The organism is Curtobacterium sp. MCPF17_011, from assembly GCF_003234145.1.
GTDB lineage: Bacteria > Actinomycetota > Actinomycetes > Actinomycetales > Microbacteriaceae > Curtobacterium.
Genome location: NZ_QKSK01000003.1, coordinates 219,893 through 240,787, shown reverse-complemented (window position 1 = coordinate 240,787; position 20,895 = coordinate 219,893). Strand labels below are relative to the sequence as shown.

General features: G+C 71.3%; 16 protein-coding genes and 1 tRNA gene. 11 read left to right on the top strand and 6 right to left on the bottom strand.

The features are described 5' to 3' along the window. Positions 1–40: 40 nt before the first annotated feature. From DEJ25_RS05570 to DEJ25_RS05540, 7 genes are all read left to right on the top strand, one after another. On the top strand, positions 41–1,327 hold the full coding sequence (locus DEJ25_RS05570; RefSeq protein ID WP_111044029.1) for an amidohydrolase family protein: 1,287 nt from the start codon (positions 41–43) through the stop codon (positions 1,325–1,327). A gap of 55 nt (positions 1,328–1,382) precedes the next feature. Continuing rightward, positions 1,383–2,150: an ABC transporter ATP-binding protein gene (locus tag DEJ25_RS05565; RefSeq protein ID WP_258366348.1), complete on the top strand. Its 768-nt coding sequence runs from the start codon at positions 1,383–1,385 to the stop codon at positions 2,148–2,150. Next, complete coding sequence (locus DEJ25_RS05560) at positions 2,150–3,019, top strand: ABC transporter permease (RefSeq protein WP_111044028.1); 870 nt, start codon at positions 2,150–2,152, stop codon at positions 3,017–3,019. Before DEJ25_RS05565 ends, DEJ25_RS05560 begins: the two co-directional genes overlap by 1 nt. An 88-nt stretch (positions 3,020–3,107) precedes the next feature. Further along, complete coding sequence (locus tag DEJ25_RS05555) at positions 3,108–4,298, top strand: ABC transporter substrate-binding protein (RefSeq protein ID WP_110904529.1); 1,191 nt, start codon at positions 3,108–3,110, stop codon at positions 4,296–4,298. A gap of 111 nt (positions 4,299–4,409) precedes the next feature. Further along, a complete protein-coding gene (locus tag DEJ25_RS05550; RefSeq protein WP_111044027.1) occupies positions 4,410–5,798 on the top strand; it encodes an FAD-binding oxidoreductase in 1,389 nt (462 codons plus the stop codon). Beyond that, the gene (locus DEJ25_RS05545; RefSeq protein WP_111044026.1) at positions 5,795–6,583 is read left to right on the top strand and encodes a creatininase family protein; all 789 of its coding nucleotides are present in this window, start codon (positions 5,795–5,797) and stop codon (positions 6,581–6,583) included. The genes DEJ25_RS05550 and DEJ25_RS05545 overlap by 4 nt, the downstream gene beginning before the upstream one ends. Beyond that, positions 6,580–7,197 carry a pyridoxal 5'-phosphate synthase gene (locus DEJ25_RS05540; RefSeq protein WP_111044025.1) on the top strand — a complete coding sequence of 206 codons (618 nt, stop codon included), beginning with the start codon at positions 6,580–6,582 and terminating at the stop codon, positions 7,195–7,197. Before DEJ25_RS05545 ends, DEJ25_RS05540 begins: the two co-directional genes overlap by 4 nt. 48 nt (positions 7,198–7,245) lie before the next feature. Here DEJ25_RS05540 and DEJ25_RS05535 read toward each other — a convergent pair whose 3' ends face one another. The 4 genes from DEJ25_RS05535 to DEJ25_RS05520 form a co-directional block, all read right to left on the bottom strand. Further along, positions 7,246–8,724, bottom strand: coding sequence for an aminotransferase class I/II-fold pyridoxal phosphate-dependent enzyme (locus DEJ25_RS05535; RefSeq protein WP_258366349.1), 1,479 nt, complete (start codon positions 8,722–8,724; stop codon positions 7,246–7,248). Positions 8,725–8,852: 128 nt separating this feature from the next. Then, positions 8,853–8,925, bottom strand: a tRNA-Arg gene (locus DEJ25_RS05530). 94 nt (positions 8,926–9,019) lie between these two features. Next, positions 9,020–9,805, bottom strand: a complete 786-nt coding sequence (locus DEJ25_RS05525; protein WP_110904473.1) for a dienelactone hydrolase family protein — start codon at positions 9,803–9,805, stop codon at positions 9,020–9,022. A gap of 42 nt (positions 9,806–9,847) precedes the next feature. Then, complete coding sequence (locus DEJ25_RS05520; RefSeq protein WP_110904472.1) at positions 9,848–11,269, bottom strand: glucose-6-phosphate dehydrogenase; 1,422 nt, start codon at positions 11,267–11,269, stop codon at positions 9,848–9,850. A gap of 102 nt (positions 11,270–11,371) precedes the next feature. On the opposite strand from DEJ25_RS05520, the gene DEJ25_RS05515 reads away from it, so the two are divergent. The 4 genes from DEJ25_RS05515 to DEJ25_RS05500 all read left to right on the top strand — a co-directional run bounded on the left by DEJ25_RS05515 (position 11,372) and on the right by DEJ25_RS05500 (position 17,991). After that, positions 11,372–12,589: a Gfo/Idh/MocA family protein gene (locus tag DEJ25_RS05515; RefSeq protein ID WP_110904471.1), complete on the top strand. Its 1,218-nt coding sequence runs from the start codon at positions 11,372–11,374 to the stop codon at positions 12,587–12,589. Further along, complete coding sequence (locus DEJ25_RS05510; protein ID WP_111044024.1) at positions 12,586–13,509, top strand: sugar phosphate isomerase/epimerase; 924 nt, start codon at positions 12,586–12,588, stop codon at positions 13,507–13,509. Before DEJ25_RS05515 ends, DEJ25_RS05510 begins: the two co-directional genes overlap by 4 nt. Before the next feature lie 113 nt (positions 13,510–13,622). After that, positions 13,623–15,437, top strand: a complete 1,815-nt coding sequence (locus DEJ25_RS05505; RefSeq protein WP_111044023.1) for a thiamine pyrophosphate-requiring protein — start codon at positions 13,623–13,625, stop codon at positions 15,435–15,437. Between the two features lie 151 nt (positions 15,438–15,588). After that, positions 15,589–17,991, top strand: coding sequence for a bifunctional UDP-sugar hydrolase/5'-nucleotidase (locus DEJ25_RS05500; RefSeq protein ID WP_111044022.1), 2,403 nt, complete (start codon positions 15,589–15,591; stop codon positions 17,989–17,991). Between the two features lie 309 nt (positions 17,992–18,300). On the opposite strand, the gene DEJ25_RS05495 is transcribed toward DEJ25_RS05500, so the two are convergent. After that, positions 18,301–19,599, bottom strand: coding sequence for a Dyp-type peroxidase (locus DEJ25_RS05495; protein WP_111044021.1), 1,299 nt, complete (start codon positions 19,597–19,599; stop codon positions 18,301–18,303). Beyond that, positions 19,596–20,843 (bottom strand): iron uptake system protein EfeO, encoded by a 1,248-nt coding sequence (gene efeO / locus DEJ25_RS05490; protein ID WP_111044020.1) that lies wholly within the window; start codon positions 20,841–20,843, stop codon positions 19,596–19,598. Before efeO ends, DEJ25_RS05495 begins: the two co-directional genes overlap by 4 nt. Positions 20,844–20,895: the final 52 nt, after the last annotated feature.

Sequence of the window (20,895 nt, the reverse complement as noted above, 5' to 3'; positions counted from 1 at the left end):
TGATGCGATCAACATTGTCACACACGATCGAGAGGGCCCCTTGGACGAGTCACTGCCACGCCCGATCACCCTCCTGCGGTCCGCGCTGCTGTCCGACGGCGGACTCGTGGACGTCGCGATCACCGGCGACATGGTCACCGAGGTGGCACCGGCCGGCAGCCTCGCCGCGTCCGCGGAGGGCACGCTCGACCTCGAGGGTCGCCTGCTCCTCACCGCCCCGGCCGAACCGCACGCCCACCTCGACAAGGCCCTCAGCGCCGACCGGATCAACCCGCCGCTCGGTGACCTGGGCTCTGCGATCGCCGCCTGGGCCGCCTACGCCACGACGATGTCCGTCGACGAGATCGCCGACCGGGCACGGACCGCGGCCCTCGCGCTGCTGGCGGCCGGCACCACCGCGGTCCGCACCCACGTGGACGTCCTCAGCCACGGTGGGACCGGAACGGTCGCCGACGCCGTCCGTGGCGCCCGTGCCCTGGTGCAGGTCCGGGACGAGCTCGCCGACCTGATGGACATCGAACTCGTCGCACTGGCCGGGCCGCTCGCGCCGGACGAGCACGTCGAAGCGGTGCTCGACCTCGGCGTCGACCTGGTCGGTGGCGCCCCGCACCTCGCCGAGGACCCGCTCGCCGACGTCGACCGACTCCTGGCGATCGCACACCGCCGCGGTCTCGGCGTCGACCTGCACGCCGACGAGAGTCTCGACGGACCCGTCACCCTCGACCACTACGCCCGCGCCGTCCGCGACTGGCCGCGCGACCGGCAGTACTCCGCCGGGCACTGCGTGCGACTCGGCACCCTCGGACCGGAGCGCCTCGCCGAGGTCGTCGCCGACGTCGCCGCCGCGGACCTCGGCGTCATCACGCTGCCGATCACGAACCTGTACCTGCAGGGATGGCAGCACCCGGTGTCGACCCCCCGCGGGTTGACCGCGATCCGGGCGCTCCTCGCCGCCGGGGTCCGCGTGGCCGCCGGCGCCGACAACGTCCGCGACCCGTTCAACCCGGTCGGCCGGAGCGACGCCCTCGAGACCGCGTCCCTGCTCGTGACCGCCGGGCACCTGACGCCGGACGAGGCGTACGCGATGGTGAGCGACGCCGCCCGGAGCGTGATGGGCCTCCCGGCCGCCGGCCCCGTCGTCGGAGCGCGCGCCGACCTGCTCGCCGTCGCCGCGACCAGCGTCACCGACGCGGTGGCGAACGCCCCCGCCGACCGGATCGTCCTGTCCCGCGGACGACTCGTCGCCCGCACCGAGGTGCGGCGCACCGTCGCCCGAACACGAACCGTCAGCACGGAACGCACGTCCGTCGCCCAGCTCGTCCCCTGACCCCCGTCCCCGTTCCCTGACCGCGCACGACCATGCACGAGAACACGAGGTAGCCGTGACCACCACCGCACCAGCCCCCGTCACCACGACGGACACGCTGCTCGACTTCCGGAACGTCGAGATGACGTTCCCGAACGGCACCGTCGCCCTGCAGGGCGTCGACCTGACCGTGGACCGCGGCCAGTTCGTCTCGGTCGTCGGCCCCTCCGGGTGCGGCAAGTCGACGCTGCTCCGGATCGCGTCCGGGCTCGAGACGGCGTCCGACGGCACCGCGGGGGTCGCCGCCGACCGGATCGGCTACGTCTTCCAGGACGCCACGTTGCTGCCCTGGCGGAACGTGCAGGGGAACGTCGAACTGCTCGCCGAACTCGGTCACGTCCCGAAGGCCGAGCGGGCCGCGAAGGCGAAGCACGCCATCGACCTGGTCGGCCTGAACGGCTTCGAGACGAACCTGCCGAAGCAGCTCTCCGGCGGCATGCGGATGCGCGTCTCGCTCGCGCGGTCGCTGACCCTCGACCCGGAGCTGTTCCTGTTCGACGAACCGTTCGGCGCCCTCGACGAGATCACGCGCGAGCGCCTCAACGACGAACTCCTGCGGCTGTTCGTGGAGCAGCAGTTCGCCGGGCTGTTCATCACGCACTCGGTGTCCGAGGCCGTGTACCTGTCCACCGAGGTGATCGTGATGTCCGGCCGTCCGGGCAGCATCGTCGGCCGCTTCGACGTGCCGTTCCCGATGCCGCGCGACCCCGACATCCGCTTCACCCCGGAGTTCGCCGAGCTCGTCGGCGAGGTCTCGCACGCTCTCCGGGAAGGACACCGCTGATGGTCACGCTCCAGGAGGTCGCCGAGGCCCGCACCACGCGCGCCGCCGCCCGCCGCTCCACCCCCCGCAGTCGGCGGTCGGTCACCTGGTGGCAGCCCGTCGTCGTCCTCGGTGTGCTCGTCGCCGTCTGGTACGCGGTCGCCGCCTACTACGACCACGTGCGGGGCCTGGCGTTCCTCGTGCCGTACCCGCACCTGGTGCTCAAGGCGATCGTCGCGCCGACCGGGATGAACGGGGCGCCGTCGACCTTCGGCCACGACCTCTGGACGGCACTCGGCCGGACGACGGTCGTCTCGCTCACCGGGCTGGCCTTCGCGATCGTGATCGGCGTCCTCTGGGCGATGGCGATGGCGCAGGCGAAGTGGCTCGAGAACTCGCTCTACCCGTACGCCGTGGTACTGCAGTGCGTGCCGATCCTGGCGCTCGTACCGCTCATCGGCGCCCTGTTCGGCTACGAGTTCACCAGCCGCGTCATCGTCACGGTGATGATCGCCCTGTTCCCGATGGTGTCGAACACCCTGTTCGGGCTGCAGTCCGCCGACCGGGCGCAGCACGAGCTCTTCCGGCTGCAGCGCGCCGGCCGGTTCGCCCGACTCGTGAAGCTGCAGGTCCCCGCCGCCCTGCCGTCGATCTTCGTCGGCCTGCGCACCTCGGCCGGCCTCAGCGTCATCGGCGCGATCGTCGGCGACCAGTTCTTCCAGCGCGGCAACCCCGGCCTCGGCGTCCTCATCCAGGTGACCGCGTCACGGCTGATGGGGCCGGAGCTCTACGCGACCATCATCATCGCCTCGCTCTACGGCGTCGCGGTGTTCCTGGTCTTCGGCCTGCTCGGCCGCCTGGCCGTCGGCCGCTGGCACGACTTCGGCTGACGGTCCCACCGTCGCCCGACCCCTGACCCCTCCCTCCCACAGCACCCGCCCCCAGCACCACGAGACCCGCACCACGATCGGAGCCTCCATGCGCACCACCACCCGAATCGGCGCTGTCACCGCCGCCCTCACCGTCACGGCCATCGCCCTCACCGGCTGTGCGAGCGGTTCGGCCAGCAGCGCCACGACGACTGCCGCGACGACCGCGGCCACCGGCCCCGCCGTCGACCTCTCCGGCGTCTGCCCGGCGACCGTCGTCGTCCAGACCGACTGGAACCCCGAGGGCGACCACGGGCACCTCTACCAGATGCTCGGCGCGAACCCGACGATCGACGCCTCCGGTAAGAAGGTGACCGGCGACCTCGTCGCGAACGGCAAACCGACCGGCGTCAAGCTCGAGGTGCGCGCCGGCGGCCCGGCCATCGGGTACTCGAAGGTCAGCTCGCAGATGTACCAGGACAAGTCGATCACCCTCGGCTACGTCTCCACCGACGAGGCCGTCTCGTTCTCCGACAAGCTGCCCACGACGGCCGTCTTCGCCGAGAACGACCAGTCCCCGATGGTCATCATGTGGGACCCGAAGACCTACCCCGAGGTCGACAGCATCAAGAGCCTCGGCAAGGCCCTCGAGAAGAAGGACGGCGTCGTCCGCTACTTCAACGACGCCGCGTACATGTCCTACCTGCAGGACTCCGGCAACCTGCCGAAGAGCGTCCTCGACGGCAGCTACGACGGCACCCCGTCGAAGTTCGTCTCCGCCGGCGGCAAGGACGCCCAGCAGGGCTTCGCGACCGCCGAGCCGTACGTGTACCAGCACCAGGTCCCGGCCTGGGGCAAGAAGATCTCGTCCGCTCTCATCTCGACCACCGGCTGGAACCCGTACCCCGAGACCATGTCGATCCGCTCGGGTGACAAGACGAAGCTGGCCCCCTGCCTGAAGGCACTCGTCCCGGTCATGCAGCAGGCCGACGTCGACTACCTGACGTCCCCGGGCGCGACGAACGACCTCATCACGCAGCTCGTGCAGCAGTACAACAACGGCTGGACGTACGACTCGAAGGTCGGTGCCTTCGCGGCCGAGCAGATGCGGAAGCGCGGCATCGCGACCGACGGTGACAACGGCTACGTCGGCGACATGGACGAGAAGCGCATGTCCGACTTCATCGCGAAGGCCACGCCGGTGTTCTCCGGATCCGACGGCGGCATGAAGGAGGGCCTCGCGCCGTCCGACCTCTACACGAACGAGTTCCTGGACAAGTCGATCTCCCTCGGCTTCTAGGTCGTCCCGTCACCGGTCGGCTCGCCGACCACCCACCGGACGGGAGGCGCGAGGCACGTCCGCCGCCTCCCGTCCGGAACCCGAAACGCGCAGCAGCCATCAGGAGCAAGCATGACCACCGTCACCCCGGCCACCGTCGGCACCGCCTCCCCAGCCACGCTCGAGGCGCTCCGCGCCGACCTCGTCACCCTGCTCGGTGAGCGCGGCGTGAGCGCGGACCAACGCACCCGTGAACGCGCCTCGGTCGACGAGGCCACGATGAGCCCGATCCTCAGCGAGCAGCTGCCGCTCGGCCTCGCGGACCTCGTCGCCTCCCCCGCGAGCGCCGACGAGATCGCCGCCACGCTGGAGGCCGCGATCCGCCACGGGGTGCCCGTCACCACCCGCGGCAAGGGCACCGGCAACTACGGACAGGGCATCCCGCTGCACGGCGGCCTGGTGCTCGACACCTCTCGGGCGCGCGCCGTCGTCGAGGTCGGCGACGGCTGGATCACCGCCGAGGCCGGCACCACGATGGTCGCCCTCGAGCAGGCGGCAGCGGCGGCCGGGCAGCAGCTCTGGATGTACCCGTCGACGGCGCAGTCCACGATCGGCGGTTTCCTCTCCGGCGGCTCCGGTGGCACCGGCTCGATCGCGCACGGGTCGAACTGGCAGGGGTTCGTGACCGCGCTCGACATCGCGCTGCCCGGCGAGCCGGGTCTGCTGCACGTCGAGGGCGACGCGGCCCAGCCCTTCGTGCACACCTACGGCACGGCCGGCGTCATCGCCCGAGCCACGGTCCGGCTCGAACCGCTGCAGGACTGGCGGGCCGTGTACGCGTCCTTCCCGACCTTCGAGCAGGCGCTCGTCGCGGTCCGGACGCTCCGCGGGCTGACACCCGTGCCGCGCCTGGTCAGTGCCGACCGGGCCGTGATCGCCGCGACCCTGCCGAAGGACGCTGCGATCCCCACCGACCGGGCCAGCCTGCGCGGCATCATCGACGCGACGGCACTCGACGAGGCGCACGACCTGATCACCTTCGCCGGCGGCACCGTCGAGGACGTCCGGGAGGGCCTGCAGCAGACCACGAAGGTGTCCATGCTGTCCTACAACCACCCGATCTGGTGGCTGAAGCGGAACAGCCCCGACACCGAGTACTTCCACGTCGAGGTCGGTGGCGAGGCGCTGATCGACCGGATCGCCGAGGTCGAGGCAGTCTACCCGGGCGGGATGCTGCACATCGAGGCGGCACACGTCGGCCCGATCGGCATGCTCACCGCGCCCTACACCGGGGCGGAGGACGTCTACGCCGGCTACCCCGTCCTGCGGGATCTCGGAGTCCGTGTCCACAGCCCGCACCAGTACTACGTCGACCACGGGGTGGAGGAGCTGCTCGCCCTCAAGCAGCGCACCGACCCGCACGGGCTGCTCAACCCCGGTCACGTCATCGACCCCGCGCTCGTGCAGTCCGGCGGGTCCACCGCCTCGGCCCAGCCCGCCGTTCCCGGGTTCGGCAAGTGAGCGGCACGCGCAAGCTCGCCGAGCTGTCCGGGCCGGCCGTCGCCGCCGGCTTCACGGCGGACACCATCGTCGTCCAGCCCACCGGAGCGGTCGAACACCACGGCCCGCACCTGCCGCTCCTGACGGACTTCCTGCTCGCCGACCACATCGGCGGCGCGGCCGTCGAACAGGCCGCGGCCGAGGGGCTCGACGTCTGGCAACTGCCCACCCTGGCGTTCACGAAGTCCGACGAGCACAGCTGGGCGCCCGGCACCGTGTGGCTCGACGCGGACACGATGTTCGACACCGTGGTGCAGGTCGGCCGCGCCGTCGCCCTGACCGGCGCGGGCACGCTGGTGTTCGCCAACGGGCACGGCGGGAACGTGGCGCTGCTGCAGGTCGCACTCCGCGAGATCCGCAAGCGGTACGGACTGAAGACGTTCCTGATGCCGACCCTCGCCCGGATGCCCGGCCCCGACGGCGAGGACGCGGACGAACGCGGACTCGGCATCCACGGCGGTGCGGCGGAGACGTCGATGATCCTGCACCTGCGGCCGGACCTGGTCGACATGACGCTCGCCGAACGCTGGGTGCCGGACCACCTGGCGGACTTCGAGAAGATCGCGTTCAACGGTGGTCCGGTGTCCTTCGGCTGGCTCTCGGACGACTTCGGGACACCCGGCGTCGTCGGGGACGCGAGCCGCGCCTCCGCCTCGTACGGCGCAGCCCTGTGGGAGCACTCCCTCGCCGAGGCGGTGGCCTCGCTGCACGAGATCGCCCGCTTCGACCCCGCAGGCCCGCGATGACCACGCTGCCCGGGCAGGCCGCGGCAGCCGACACCGGTCCGCCGCCCGCGGACCCGCTCGTGCTCGCCGCGGCCTGGCTCCCGCCGGCCGGATCGGGCGTCACGCCGACGATGAACCTGTCCACGATCGGCCTGGACGGGTACCCGTCGGCGCGGACGGTCCTGCTGTCGCAGTTCGACGGGCAGCGCCTGCACTTCCACAGCGACACCCGGAGCCGCAAGGCGGCCGAGCTGGCGGCCGTGCCACGGGCCTCCGTGACGATCGTCTGGCCGGAGGCGGCCCGGCAACTCGTCGTCACCGGTGACGTCGCTCGGGTGACGGACCGGGAGGCGCGGATCGCCTACGCAGCGCGCACCCACTACCTGCAGGTGCTCGCATGGGTGAACGACGCCGACCTGGCGGCCGTGCCGGCCGACGAGCGGCGGACCCGGTGGGCGTCCTTCGAGGCGACCGGGGGCGGAGCGCCGCTCGACCCGCCCGCGACGTGGGGCGGGTACGCGCTGACGCCGGTGCGGATGCTCTTCTGGACGGGCGCGACGGACGGGCCGAGCAACCGGCTCGCCTACGAGCGACGCGCGGACGGGTCGTGGGGGTCAGAGGCCTGGCCGGGCTGACCTGACCGGGCGAGTGGCCTGCCGGACGGGCCTCGGGCCTCCCGGCCGCTACCGCACGTCGCGCATGACGCGGATGGTCCCGAGGCTGCCGTCGGTCGGGTCCGGCAGGACCATGCCCGCCTGGAGACCGCTCCGCAGGTAGTCGATGACCTCGGCGGTGAGCCGCTCCCCCGGCACGTACGCAGGGATGCCGGGTGGGTATGGGGTCGCCTGCTCGGCCGCGATCCTGCCCACCGCCTGCTCCGCCGGTACGGACTCCGCCGGGGCGAAGAACGCCTCGCGCGGGGTGACGACCGACTCGAGCAGGATGCCCGAGCGGTCCGGCAGCTGCACCGGGGGGTCCTGGTCGAGCCCGGGTGCCGCAGCTGCCAGGTCCTCGAGCGCCTGCACCAGCCGGTCGGTCGTGAACTCGTCGTCGGCGATCGAGATGTCGACCCCGAGGTGCCGGTGGTCCGAGAGCCCGAGGTCGATCTGGTGGTGCTGACGGATCCAGTCGAGTGCGTGGTACCCGTTGATGCCGAGCGCCTGGATGTCGAGCAGCATGCGCATCGGGTCGAGCTCGTGCGACGCCTCGGCGTGCAGGAGCTCTTCGTGCAGCACGGAGATCCCGTCGATGGCGTTGATCCGCTCCCGGGTGCGGTCGGCCAGCTCGATGGCCTGCGCGATGCGGTCCGCGCCGTCCTGCACCATGTGTCGACGCCACCCGTCCATGGCGGCGTAGACGAGCACGTTCGGGCTGGTCGTCATGAGCATGTCGGCGCAGGCCCACAGGTGGTCGTGGTCCACGAGGTCGCCGCGGAGGTGCAGGACGGACCCCTGCTCGAAGCCGAGGCCCATCTTGTGCACGCTCGTGACGCACACGTCGGCACCGGCGCTCATCGCCCACGAGGGCAGCTGCTCGGAGAACGGCAGGTGCGCGCCCCACGCCTCGTCCACGATGAGGGGCTTGCCGCGCTCGTGGCAGACCGCCGCGATCCCCTCGATGTCGGCACAGGTGCCGTACGGGGTGGGGCTGACCACCAGCGCAGCGGCGGCGTCCGGGTGGGCGTCCCAGACCGCGGCGTAGTCCTCGGGCGACGGCGGGTGCGAGATCCCCTGGTCAGCGTCGAGCCGCGGTTCGACCCAGTACGGCTGGAGTCCGGAGAACACGAGCCCTGCCGTCACGGACTTGTGGGCATCGCGACCGATCACGATGCCACCGTCGACGCCGGCCACGGAGAGCATCGCCGCCTTGACTGACAGTGAACTGCCGCAGGTCGAGAAGAAGACCTTGTCCGCGCCCACGGCATCCGCCATCAGGGCCTCCGCGGTCGCGAGGTAGGCGTTCGACGACGTCCGGTCGTCGAGACCGCCGCTGGCGAGGACGTCGTTGCGGAACGGGTCCATCCCGAGCACCGACAGTGTCTCGGTGTCGACCCCACGGCCCTGCCGGTGCCCAGGCGGCGAGAAGCTGTACCGGTTCATCGCGTGGTGGTCCCGCAGGGCGTCGAGGAACGGGGCGTCCGTCTGGTCCAGGTCGTCAGGCATGGACCCGGTCTATCCCTGCGCCCGTCAGGAGCAGCCCAGGATCGACTGAAGCCAGGGAAGGACCGACGTGCGGGAACGACGAAGGCCCCGGAGATGATCTCCGGGGCCTTCGTGGTGTTGCAGTACTGTGCGCTCGAAGGGACTCGAACCCCCAACCTTCTGATCCGTAGTCAGATGCTCTATCCATTGAGCTACGAGCGCGTGGCCCTTGCGAGCCGTGGAAGACTCTACAACAGCTCCGGTCGCAGCGCCAATCGAACGGCCCCGGCCGGCGCACCCGGCGTGTCGCCGAGGGTCAGGAGACGGTCGGCTCCTCGTCGAAGACCTCGGCGAGGAACACCTGCAGCGCCTGCCACGACCGGCGGTCCGCACGCTCCTGGTACTGCGCGCCGTGGTCGGGTGCGTCGGTGCCGGGGACCGCGAAGGCGTGCATGGCGTCGGCGTAGGTGACGACCTGCCAGTCGACGTGCGGAGCGCCTCGCATCTCGTCCTGCCAGGCGTGCACGGACTCGTCCGGCACGACCGGGTCCGAGCCGCCGGTCAGGACCAGGAGCTTGGCGCGGATCTGGTCCGCGTCCGAGGGGTCGTGGGCGATGAGTCCGCCGTGGAACGACACGGCCCCGACCAGGTCGGCACCGGACCGGGCGAGTTCGAGCGCACCCGAGCCGCCGAAGCAGTACCCCATCACGACGACCTTCGACGCGTCGACGTCCGGGTCAGCGAGCAGACGGTCGAGTCCGGCGCGCAGGCGGGCACGGAACAGGGCGTTGTCGCCGTAGAAGCGACCGGCGACCTCGGCAGCGCTGTCGTCACCGGGGCGGATGCCGGCGCCGTAGACGTCGGCTCCGAAGGCGACGTACCCCAGGCGCGCCAGCATCGTCACCCGCGCTTCGACGTGCTCGTTCACCCCGTGCCAGTCGTGGATGACGAGCACGGCCGGACGGGGACCGGCGACGGCCGCGTCCTTCGCGAGCACGCCCTGCAGCGGTGCGTCGTCGTGGGCGTAGTCGACGGTCTCGACACGGATGTCGGAGCCGGCGGGTGCGGGGACGGTTGAGAGGACGTCGTCAGTGGTGGTCACGTCGACGCACGCTACGCCTGCCCGGTGTCGGGAGGTCTGTGCCTACGCGTCGACGTTGTCCCAGTCGTCCGGCCCGCCGGACCCCGCCACGTACTCGTCGAGCGGCACGTCGCCCGCCCGCCATGCGGTGAGGAACGGTTCGACGACCTTCCACCCCTGCACGGCACTGTCCCCGCGGACCGACAGCGTCGCGTCGCCCTCGAGCACCCCGGCGAGCACCTCGCCGTAGGCACTGAGCCGTCCGGGGTTGAAGGTGACCTCCATGGCGGTGTGGTCGATCGTGTACGGGTCGCCGGGGCCGTTGACGTTGAGTTCGAGCTGCATCTCGTCCGGCGCGATCCAGATGCACAGGCGGTCCGGCTTGTGCGCTCCGGTCAGACCGTCGGGCACGTGCGGGGAGTCCTTGAACGTGATGAGGATCTCGCGGCGCTGTCTGCCGAGCGCCTTGCCGGAGCGCAGCGTGAACGGCACGCCCGCCCACCGCCAGTTCGCGACCTCGAGCTTCAGCTGCGCCAGGGTCTCGGTGCCGAGCGACGGGTCGACACCCTCCTCGTCCGCGTAGGACGGCATCGAGCGGTCCCCCACGGTGCCGGCCGTGTAGCGCGCCCGCTTGCCGGCGGTCAGCGGGTCTCCGCCCCAGGGCCGGACGGCGCGGAGCACGAGCTCCTTCTGGGTGCGGAGGTCCTCGGCGTCGATCGAGGCCGGTGCCTCCATCGCGACGACCGCCATCACCTGGAGCAGGTGGCTCTGGATCATGTCCACGAGCGCGCCGGCCTTGTCGTAGTAGCGGGCACGACCCTCCAGTCCGAGGGTCTCGTCGTAGACGATGTCGACGCGCGCGACGTGCTGGGACGACAGCAGGGGTTCGATGATGCGGTTGGCGAACCGCAGACCGAGCAGGTTGAGCACCGTCGAGCGGCCGAGGAAGTGGTCCACGCGGTGGATCCGCGACTCCGGCAGGAACGAGTGCAGCAGGTCGTTGAGGTGCTCGGCGCTGTCGGCGTCGGTGCCGAACGGCTTCTCGAGCGCGAGCCGGGTGTGCGCGGGCAGGTCCAGGTGCGCGAGCTGCTCGCAGCTCTTCTCGGTGACCGCCGGGGGCAGCGCGAAGTAGATGGCGGGGTCGTACCGGCAGTCCGCGAGCAACGCCTTCAGGTCGTCCGGGTCGGTGACGTCGGACTTCCGGTACGAGGACGCGTCGACAACGGCCTGGAGGCGCGGGGACAGTGCCGTCTCACCGGTCGCGCCCTCGTCCTCCTCGTTCTTGGACGCCTGAGCGTTCTCGAACGCCTCGTGCACGAGGTGCTTCCAGTCGGCGTCGGAGATGTCCTCGACGCCGGCGCCGACGAGCTGGATCTCCCAGTCCTCCTTGACGTCGAGGAGGGTCGCGAGGCCGGGCAACAGCAGGCGCTTGGACAGGTCGCCGCTGGCTCCGAGGATGAGCAGTGTGGTCTGGAGGCTCGCCATGCCCCAGAACGTACTCACCCGTTCCCGAGCAGGACCGGGTCTGCCGGTACGGTGGTCGCGGTGCCGACGCGCGGGAGCGTCGACACGGCGCGAGGGAGCACCATGACGACAGAGGGCAACGTCCACGCACCCGGTGTGGGTCAGCAGCTGGCCGGTCCACCACGGGCGGAACCAGCGCGGGGCGGGCGGCTGCGGGTCGCCGTCGTCGGCACCGGCATGATCGCCGCCGTGCACGTGCGCGCCGCGCGGGCGGCCGGAGCGGACGTCATCGGTGTGCTCGGGCGGAACCGGGAGCGTTCGGAGCAGGTGGCGCAGCAGCTCGGCCTGGAGCGCGGGTACGCCGACCTGGACGCGGTGATCGCCGACCGCCCCGACGTCGTGCACATCTGCACCCCGAACGACCAGCACCACCCGCAGGCGCTCGCGGTGATCCGCGCGGGCATCAACGTGGTCTGCGAGAAACCCCTCGCGGTGTCCGCCGAGCAGGCCGACGAACTCGAGCGGGCCGCGGCCGAGGCCGGGGTCGTCGCGACGGTGCCGTTCGTGTACCGCTACCACCCCATCGTGCGGGAGATCCGCTCCCGGATCGTCGGCGGACAGCTCGGTCGGGTGCTCGCCGTGCACGGCCACTACCTGCAGGACTGGATGCTCGACTCGGACGCGTCGTCGTGGCGGGTCGACTCCGGTGCCGGTGGGCAGTCCCGGGCCTTCGCCGACATCGGGTCGCACTGGTGCGACCTCGTCGAGTTCGTCATGGCCGAGCAGTTCGCCGCGGTGAGCGCGGTGACCGACATCGTCTACCCGACCCGGCCGGCGGCATCCGGTCCGTCGTTCTCCGGTACCCCGGACCCCGATCCGATCGGGGACGCGGCCGAGCGCGCCGAGGTGACGACCGAGGACACCGCGGTCGCGACCTTCCGGACCGGCAGCGGCCGGATCGGCAACGTCGTCATCTCGCAGGTCTCGGCGGGCCGGAAGAACCGGCTGTGGTTCGAGGTCGACGGGACCCTCGGGTCGGCGGCCTTCGACCAGGAGCAGCCGGAGTCGGCCTGGTTCGGGAACGAGACCGGCGCCCAGATCGTGGTCCGCGACCCGTCCCAGGGCTCGCCCGACCAGCGCCGGCTGGCGGTCGTGCCGTCCGGGCACCCGCAGGGCTACGTCGACGCGTTCGCGGCCTTCGTCGCCGACACCTACACCGCCGTCACGACCGGCACCGCTCCGGAGGGTCTGCCGACCTTCGCGGACGGCGCCCGGTCGGCACGCATCATCGACACCGTGGTCGCCAGTGCCGGCGACCACGCCTGGAGGGAGATCCGATGAAGCTGGGGATGCTGACCGCCTGCCTGCCCGGATGGGACCTCGGCCGGATCGCGGAGTTCGCGAGCGGTCAGGGCTACGAGCGACTCGAGGTCGCCGTCTGGCCGGGCACCGGCGGCCGCGACTTCGAGGCGGCGCACCTCCCCGTGGCGACCTTCACCGACGAGGACGTCCAGGCGACGCGGGAGCTGCTCGACCGCACTGGACTCGAGATCTCCGCCCTGGCCTACTACGAGAACAACCTGCACCAGGACCCGGCCCGGCGGGAGGAGGTCCGCACCCACCTCAAGCACGCGGTCGACGCTGCCCAGCGCCTCGGGGTCCCCTACGTCGGCACGTTCATCGGCCGTGACAACACCAAGAGCGTCCGCGAGAACATGGCCGAGGGCGACCGGGTCCTGCCGGAACTGCTCGACTACGCCGGTGAGCGCGGCGTCCGCCTGGTCATCGAGAACTGCGTGATGGAGGGTTGGCACCCGGACGGCTACCCCGGCAACATCGCGTACTCCCCCGAACTCTGGGACTGGGTCACCGGGCTCGGCTTCGGGCTGAACTGGGACCCGTCGCACCTGACGTGGATCGGCATCGACCCGGTCGAGACGATCCTGCCCTTCGCCGAGCACATCGTGCACGCGCAGGCGAAGGACGTCGAGCTGTTCCCCGAGCGGCGGAACCGGTACGGCTTCTTCGGCAAGGTCGACAAGGGCGACGACCCCTGGGAGATGGGCTGGTGGCGCTTCCGCGTGCCCGGCCGCGGCGTGGTCGACTGGCCGCGAGTCGTCGACCGGCTCTACGAGGCCGGCTTCGACGGCACGCTGAGCGTCGAGCACGAGGACCCGCTCTGGGGCGGAGACGACGTGAAGGTCCTCGAAGGTCTCCGCATCGCCCACCGCACGCTGCGGCCCCTGATCGCGGCCGAGTGAGGGGTTGACGGGAGGTCCGGATCACGCGGGCGGACCGGCTCACGTGGTGCGGGCCTCCCGGCTGGCGACCGTGCGCTGAGAGCGCGCGGACCCTGCGCGAGCACCTTGGGCGCATGAGCCAGAACGTGAGCGAATTCGTCCTCGACCGCATCCAGGCGTGGGGCGTGACCCGCGTCTACGGCTACCCCGGTGACGGCATCGGCGAGTTCGACGGCGCCCTGGGCAAAGCCGACCGTGCCGGTGAGGGCGTCGAGTACATCCGCCCCACGCACGAGGAGATCGCCGCCCTGATGGCGACCGCCCACGCGAAGTTCACCGGCGAGGTCGGGGTCTGCGTCGCCACGTCCAGCCCCGGCGCGTTCCACCTGCTCAACGGGCTGTACGACGCCCAGATGGACAACCAGCCCGTCGTCGCGATCGTCGGGCAGCAGGGCCTGGCGGCCGTCGGGACGTTCACGCAACAGGAGTCGAACCTCGAGCGGGTGTTCGCCGACGTCGCCTGCTACGTCCAGACGATCACCACGCCCGACTCCGCCGGGGTCATCGTGGACACCGCGTTCCGGACCGCGATGCTCCGGAAGCAGCCGGCCGTCGTCGTCCTCCCCCACGACGTGCAGGCGATGAAGTGGTCGACGCCGGGTTCCGAGCACTGGGTGTCCCGCTCGAGCGACGTGCCGGCCTCGACCCGGATCACCCCGCCGGCCGAGGACGTCCGGAAGATGGCCGAGATCATCAACGCCGGCGAGCGCGTCACCTTCCTCGTCGGTGCCGGCGCCCGTGGTGCCACCGACCAGGTGATCGCCGCGGCCGAGAAGGCCGGGGCCGGCATCATCACCGCACTGCGGGGCAAGGACGTCGTGCCCTCGGACGTGCCGTTCCACACGCAGCAGGTCGGACTCCTGGGCTCACGGCCGAGCCTGACGCAGATCAAGGAGTGCGACACGATCGTCCTCCTCGGCACGAACTACCCGTACGGCGAGTTCCTGCCGAAGGCCGGGCAGGCGCGCGGTATCCAGGTCGACATCAAGCCGGAGCAGCTCGGCGTGCGCTACCCGAACGAGCTGAACATGTGGGGCGACGTCGGCGCGACACTCGACGCGGTGCTGCCGCTGCTCGAGCAGAAGAGCGACCTGGGCTGGCAGGAGCAGCTGGCCGAGGAGATGCGCGAGTGGGAGGCCGAGATGGGCCGCCAGGCCGAGGTGTCCTACAGCGACGGTGTCAACCCGCGACGGGTGATCCACGCAGTGGACGAACGACTGCCGGAGGGCGTGACGGTCACCTGCGACGCCGGCACCACCGCCGACTGGTACGGGCACCACATCCGCCTGCGCCGCGGGATGCACGGCGACATGTCCGGCCGGCTCGCGACCATGCTCGCCGCGATGCCGTACGCCGTGGCGGCGAAGTTCGCGTTCCCGGACCGACCGGCGGTGTGCACCATCGGCGACGGCGCCTTCCAGATGCTCGGGATGAACGAGCTGATCACGGTGAAGAAGTACATGCACCGCTGGCAGGACAAGCAACTCGTCATCGTGGTCATGCACAACGACGACCTCGGCCAGGTCTCGTGGGAGATGCGGACCGAGGACGGCAACCCGATGTGGCGCGGGTCGCAGGACGTCGAGACGATGGACTACGCCGGGTACGCCGAGCTCCTGGGGTTCCAGGGCATCGCGGTGCACAGCGACGACGAGGTCGAGGCCGCCGTCGAGCGGGCCTTCGCCCACCAGGGCGTCACGCTCATCGACGCGTACGTCAGCCGGAGCGTCCCGCCGCTGCCGCCGCACATCACCAAGGAGTACGCGATGAACACGGCGAAGAGCCTGCTCAAGGGCGACCCCGTCGAGTTGGACGTCGTGAAGGACTCCGCGAAGGCGATGGCTGCCGACGTCGTCGAGCGTGCCAAGGGCGCACTCGGCCGCGACTGACCAGGACCACGGGTCGGCGGTGTTCCGGGGAGTTGAACAACACGTGACGCCGCGGACCCGGGTCTGGCGTGTCGCCTGTGGATCCTCGTAGGTTCGGCAGGTCGCGTCCCCCGTCCGGGGGCGGAACCACCACACCAGGAGTCCTCACACGATGAGCCCGTCCCACATCCCCGAGACCACCAGGCGGAGGCGCGGCATCGTCGCCGGCACCGCTCTCGCCACCGCCGGGGTCCTCGTCGCCCTCGGCGCCCCGACCACGGCGTCGGCAGCCGAGGCACCGACCATCGCCGTGCCGCCCGCGGCCGCGGCCGCCGGCGACACGACGATCGACATCGTCGACGTCAACGACTTCCACGGTCGCATCGAGTCCGAGGGGACCACGGCTGACAAGGCCGCCGGTGCCGCGAAGCTCGCCGCCGTCGTCCAGGCGCAGCGCGAGGCGAACCCGAACACCATCTTCACGAGCGCGGGTGACAACGTCGGCGCCTCGACGTTCACCTCGTTCGTGCAGGACGACGACCCGACGATCGACGTGCTCAACCAGATGCACCTCGACGTCAGCGCGATCGGCAACCACGAGCTCGACAAGGGCCAGGACGACCTCACCGGGCGCATCGAGGACCGGGCCACCTGGCCCTACATCTCGGCGAACATCGTCAAGGCCGGCACCACCGATCCGGCGTTCACCCCGTGGTCGATCGTCGAGAAGGGCGGCGTCAAGGTCGGCTTCATCGGTGCGACCACCGAGGCGCTCATCCCCGGGCTCGTCAGCCCGGGTGGCGTCGAGGGCCTCGCGATGGCCCCGATCGTCAGCTCGGTCAACCGCTACGCGACCGAGCTCACCGACGGCGACGCGACCAACGGCGAGGCCGACGTCCTCGTCCTGCTCGTGCACGAGGGCGCCACCACGAGCGCACTCAGCGACGCCACCGGCAGCGGTGCCTTCGGCCAGATCACCGGCAAGGTGTCGTCGAAGGTCGCCGCGATCGTGTCGGCGCACACCCACGCCGTGTACGACCACGAGATCGCCGGCCCGGACGGCACCGTCCGCCCGGTGATCCAGACCGGCTCGTACGGCATGAACTACGGCCACCTGCAGCTGACCGTCGGCGCGGACCACACGCTCACCGGCGTCAGCGCCGAGGTGCTGCCGCTCAACACCGCGACCGCGGCTCCGAAGGACACCACCTCGGTCGACGCGGTGACGAAGACCGTCGCCGACGCGAAGGCCGTCGCCGACGTGAAGGGCAAGGAGCCACTCGGCACGATCACGGGCGACCTCCGCCGCGCACTGCAGTCCGACGGCAAGACCGAGAACCGCGGCGGCGAGTCGACCCTCGGGAACAACATCGCCGAGGTGCAGCGCTGGGCCACTGAACGCCAGGGGTCACAGATCGCCTTCATGAACCCGGGCGGCCTGCGCACCGACCTCGTGTACGCCTCCAGCGGTGCCGGCGACCCGGACGGCAGCGTCTCCTACAAGGAGGCCGCACTCGTCCAGCCGTTCGCGAACACCCTGGTCACCGAGGACCTCACCGGCCAGCAGATCAAGGACGCCCTCGAGCAGCAGTGGCAGCCGGACGGCCTCGAACGTCCGTTCCTGAAGCTCGGTGTCTCGAACGGCTTCGCGTACACGTACGACCCGTCCGCCGACCGCGGCGAGCGCATCACGGGCATGACCCTCGACGGTGAGCCGATCGTGCTCGATGCGACGATCAAGGTGACCGTCAACTCGTTCCTGTCGACCGGTGGCGACAACTTCGCGGCGTTCGCGGCGGGGACGAACAAGGCGGACTCGGGTCAGGTCGACCTGCAGGCGCAGGCGGACTACTTCGCGGCACACGACGCCGTCGAACCACCGATGGACCAGCGGTCGATCGGCGTCCGCACGACGCCGGTCCCCGAGGGCGGCTTCCAGCCCGGTGACGCCGTGACGGTCGACCTGTCCTCGCTGGTGTTCAGCAACGCCGGTGACCAGAGCGGTGACGTCTCGGTCTCCGCCGGGGACCAGGTGCTCGCCACGAGCCCGATCGACACCACCGTCGTCGACAAGACCGACGAGCAGGGTCGCGCCTCGCTGACCTTCACGGTCCCCGAGCCGGGCGTCGCCCAGCCCGCGGAGCCGGCAGCGCCGTCGGCTGCGTCGCGCCTGGCCGCCACGGCCGTCGAGACCTCGGACGAGCCGCTCGTCGTGGAGCTGCCGAACGGGCAGCAGATCACGCTGGCCGTGACGGTCCCGATCGCGGTCGTCCCCGATCCCGGCACCGGTCCGGGTGAGCCCGTCGACGGCTCCGACCCGACGCCGACTCCCGTCCCCGGAAGTGGTGACGGGGGCTCCGGCGACACCGGCCTCGGCGGCACCGGCCCCGGTGTCGTCCCGATCGCCGGTGGCGGGATCGGCGCGGCCGACGGTGGTGCCCTGGCCTACACGGGTGCCGAGCTCACGGCACCGGCCATCGCGGCCGGGCTGCTGCTCCTCGCCGGGCTCACCGCACTGCTGGTGGTCCGCCGGAAGCGTGCCGTGCACGACGTGGGCGAGCCTTCGGAGGGCTGACGCGCCTCCCGGCCTCGCGGTTCACCGACGGGCCCGTCCACCGACCGGTGGGCGGGCCCGTCCTGCGTCCTCCGGCAGCCGACCGGAGGGCGGCGCCTTCCTGCGTGGTCCGGCAGCCGCTCTCGGACAGCACGGGCAGTTTCCGCATGTCATCGCGGTACGCTGCACCGGTCGCCACGCGCGATGCGCCGCGCCGGGTCGCCGGACGGTGGTTCCGCCCGATCGGACCCCGCGTCGCGGGTGTCCTCCGCCTCCAGGGAAACGGCGGAGGACACCCCTCTCACCTCCTGGCGGTCACCGGCGCCGTGCTCAGCGGAAGAGCTGCTCGCCGATGTACGAGCCCTTGCGGGGTGCCGGCGGGACCGCGAAGACCGCCGACCCGATGTGTGCGATGTACTCGTTGAGCCGGTCGGAGGCGCCGAGCTTCCGCTGCAGCCGGGTGAAGTGGTCCGGGTCGTTCATGTACGCCACGAACAGCAGTCCGGCGTCGAGCTGCCCGTACTGGTTGAGGCCGTCGGTGTAGTTGTACCCACGGCGCAGGATCTTCACGCCGCCGTTCGCCTCGTGCGCGGCGAGGGCGACGTGCGAGCGGGGGTCGATCGCCGGCTCGCCGTGCGCGGTCGCCTGGAAGTCCGGGGTGGTGTGCTCCTGACCGCCGGAGAGCGGTGCCCCGGTGACCTTCGTCCGGCCGAAGACCCGCTGCTGGTCGCTGACGACGTCGGCGTCCCAGATCTCCAGGTTCATCCGGATCTTCCGGACCACCTGGTACGTGCCGCCGACCATCCAGTCGGCGTCCTCGTCGAGCCACACGAAGCGGTCGTGGTCGGCGTCGGTGGTGATGTTGCGGGTGCCGTCCTTGAAGCCCATCAGGTTCCGTGGGGTGGCCTGGGTGGGTCCGGCGGACGCCCGACCGAAGCCGAGGACGGTCCACTTCACCGTCGCGCTCCCCCGGGCCATCCGGGCCAGGTCACGGACCGCGTGGTACGCCACCTGCGGGTCGTCGGCGCACGCCTGCAGGGACAGGTCGCCGCCGGTCAGCCCGGACTCGAAGCGGTCGCTCGGCAGGGACGGCAGTTCGGCCAGGTCAGCCGGACGTTTGCCGGCCAGCCCGAAGCGCTCGTCGAAGACCCCGGGGCCGAGGCCGACCGTGACCGTCAGGGACGCGGGCCCGAGGTCGAGCGCCTCGCCGGTGTCCGCCCCGACGCCGTCCCCGTGCGTGGGTTCGACACTGCCGATCGTCTGCCCGGCCTGCAGCTGTGCGATCGCGGCCGACCAGCGGGCGAGCAGCACCTGCAGCTCGGTCGCGGTGCCGAGGGTCAGGTCGAAGGTCATGAACACGCAGTGGCGCTGCGGGTCGGTCCGGATGCCGCCCTGCGGCGATCCGGCCGCCGTCGCGTAGAAGGGGTGGCTGCGGGACATGTCGACGGACTCGTCGCCGTTCGCCGCCGCCACGAACGGGTCGACGCCGCTCGCCACCGCTGAACCGGCGATGCCGGCGGCCGCGCCGACACCGGCGCCGGCGACGGCCAGTCCCGCGCCGAGCAGTCCTCGCCGCGAGACTCCACGGGTCTCGTCCTCCCCCGTGCTGCGGTCGTCGCTGTCGCTCACGCGGTGGCGACCTTCTCGGCCAGCCGGGACAGCGGGTCCTGCAGCGCCTGGACCTGCTGCGAGATCGCGTTCGCGTGTGCGGCTCGGGTGGCGGCGTCCCAGCTGTCGAACCCGCCGAGGTCGTCGGCGTTCCGGAACCCGTCCATGAGCGTGTTCGTGGCGTCGAACTGCTGGGCGATCTGCTTCGTCAGCGCCGGGTCGACCTTGGTCAGCCCGGGCTTGAGGTACGCGAAGGCCTGGCGGGAGCCCTCGACGTTCGCGGCCAGGTCGACGAGGTCGATGTGGCTGTAGGCCTCTTCCTCGCCGGTGATCTTGTTCGACTGGACCTCCTCGAGCAGGCCCGCGGCCCCGTTCGCCAGGTCCTCGGGCTTGTAGTCGAGCGTCGGCACGAGCTTCGCGAGCAGGTGCACGTTCGTGGCGAGGTCGTCGGCGTACCGCTTGGTGTCCGCGGTGATCGCACCGTTCGCGAACAGGTCGCGCTCGACGGCGTGGAAGCCGCTCCAGCCGACGGCCGGATCGGCGTTCGACGCGCGCATGTCGATGAGGTAGTCCAGGTTGCCGGCGTTGTCCGTCGCATCGTGGCCCTGCTTCACGAACCCGTCGACGTCGCTCTCGACGTGCTCGTAGTACGGGCGGGCGTTCGCGTAGGCGGTCTTCGCGGCCGCCAGGTCCCCGGCGTCGACGTCCCTCTTGAGCTCGTCGACCGCGGTCACCATGCCGGTGACCTGGCCGTCGACGTACTCGGCGTACCCCTTCGTGCCGTCGCGGAGCAGGCTCGCGGCGCTGCTGTTCGCGGTCGACTTCACGGAGCCGGTGACGGTCAGGTCGGTGAGCTCGTGCTCCGCGCCCGGGCAGTACACCTGGTACTTCCCGCCGATGAGGGTCGCGGTGAACGAGACGGGGTCGAGTCCCGGCGCCAGGTTCTCCTTCTCGCCGAGGATCCGCTGGTCCTGCAGCAGCTCGACCTCGGTGATCGCGGTGGACGACTGGTTCTCCACCGTGAAGGTCACGGGGCCGGCGGCGACCTTGCTCCTGCTCACGGCGCAGCGGTCGGATCCGTCGTTCGTCAGCGTGACGGTGACGCGGGCCACCTTGCCGGAGGTCTCGGTGGCGTCGCCCGCGGCGGTCCCGTTGCTCGCGCAGCCGGTGAGGGCCAGTGCCGCGACGGCACCCAGCGCGCCGAGGGTGACGAGGCGCCCCCGCGTGGTCAGGGGTCGGACGGTGGTCGCTCTACCGAACGGCATCGGTGCTCCTTGCGGTCGCCGTGACGGGTGGGCCACGGGCTGTCTCTTATAC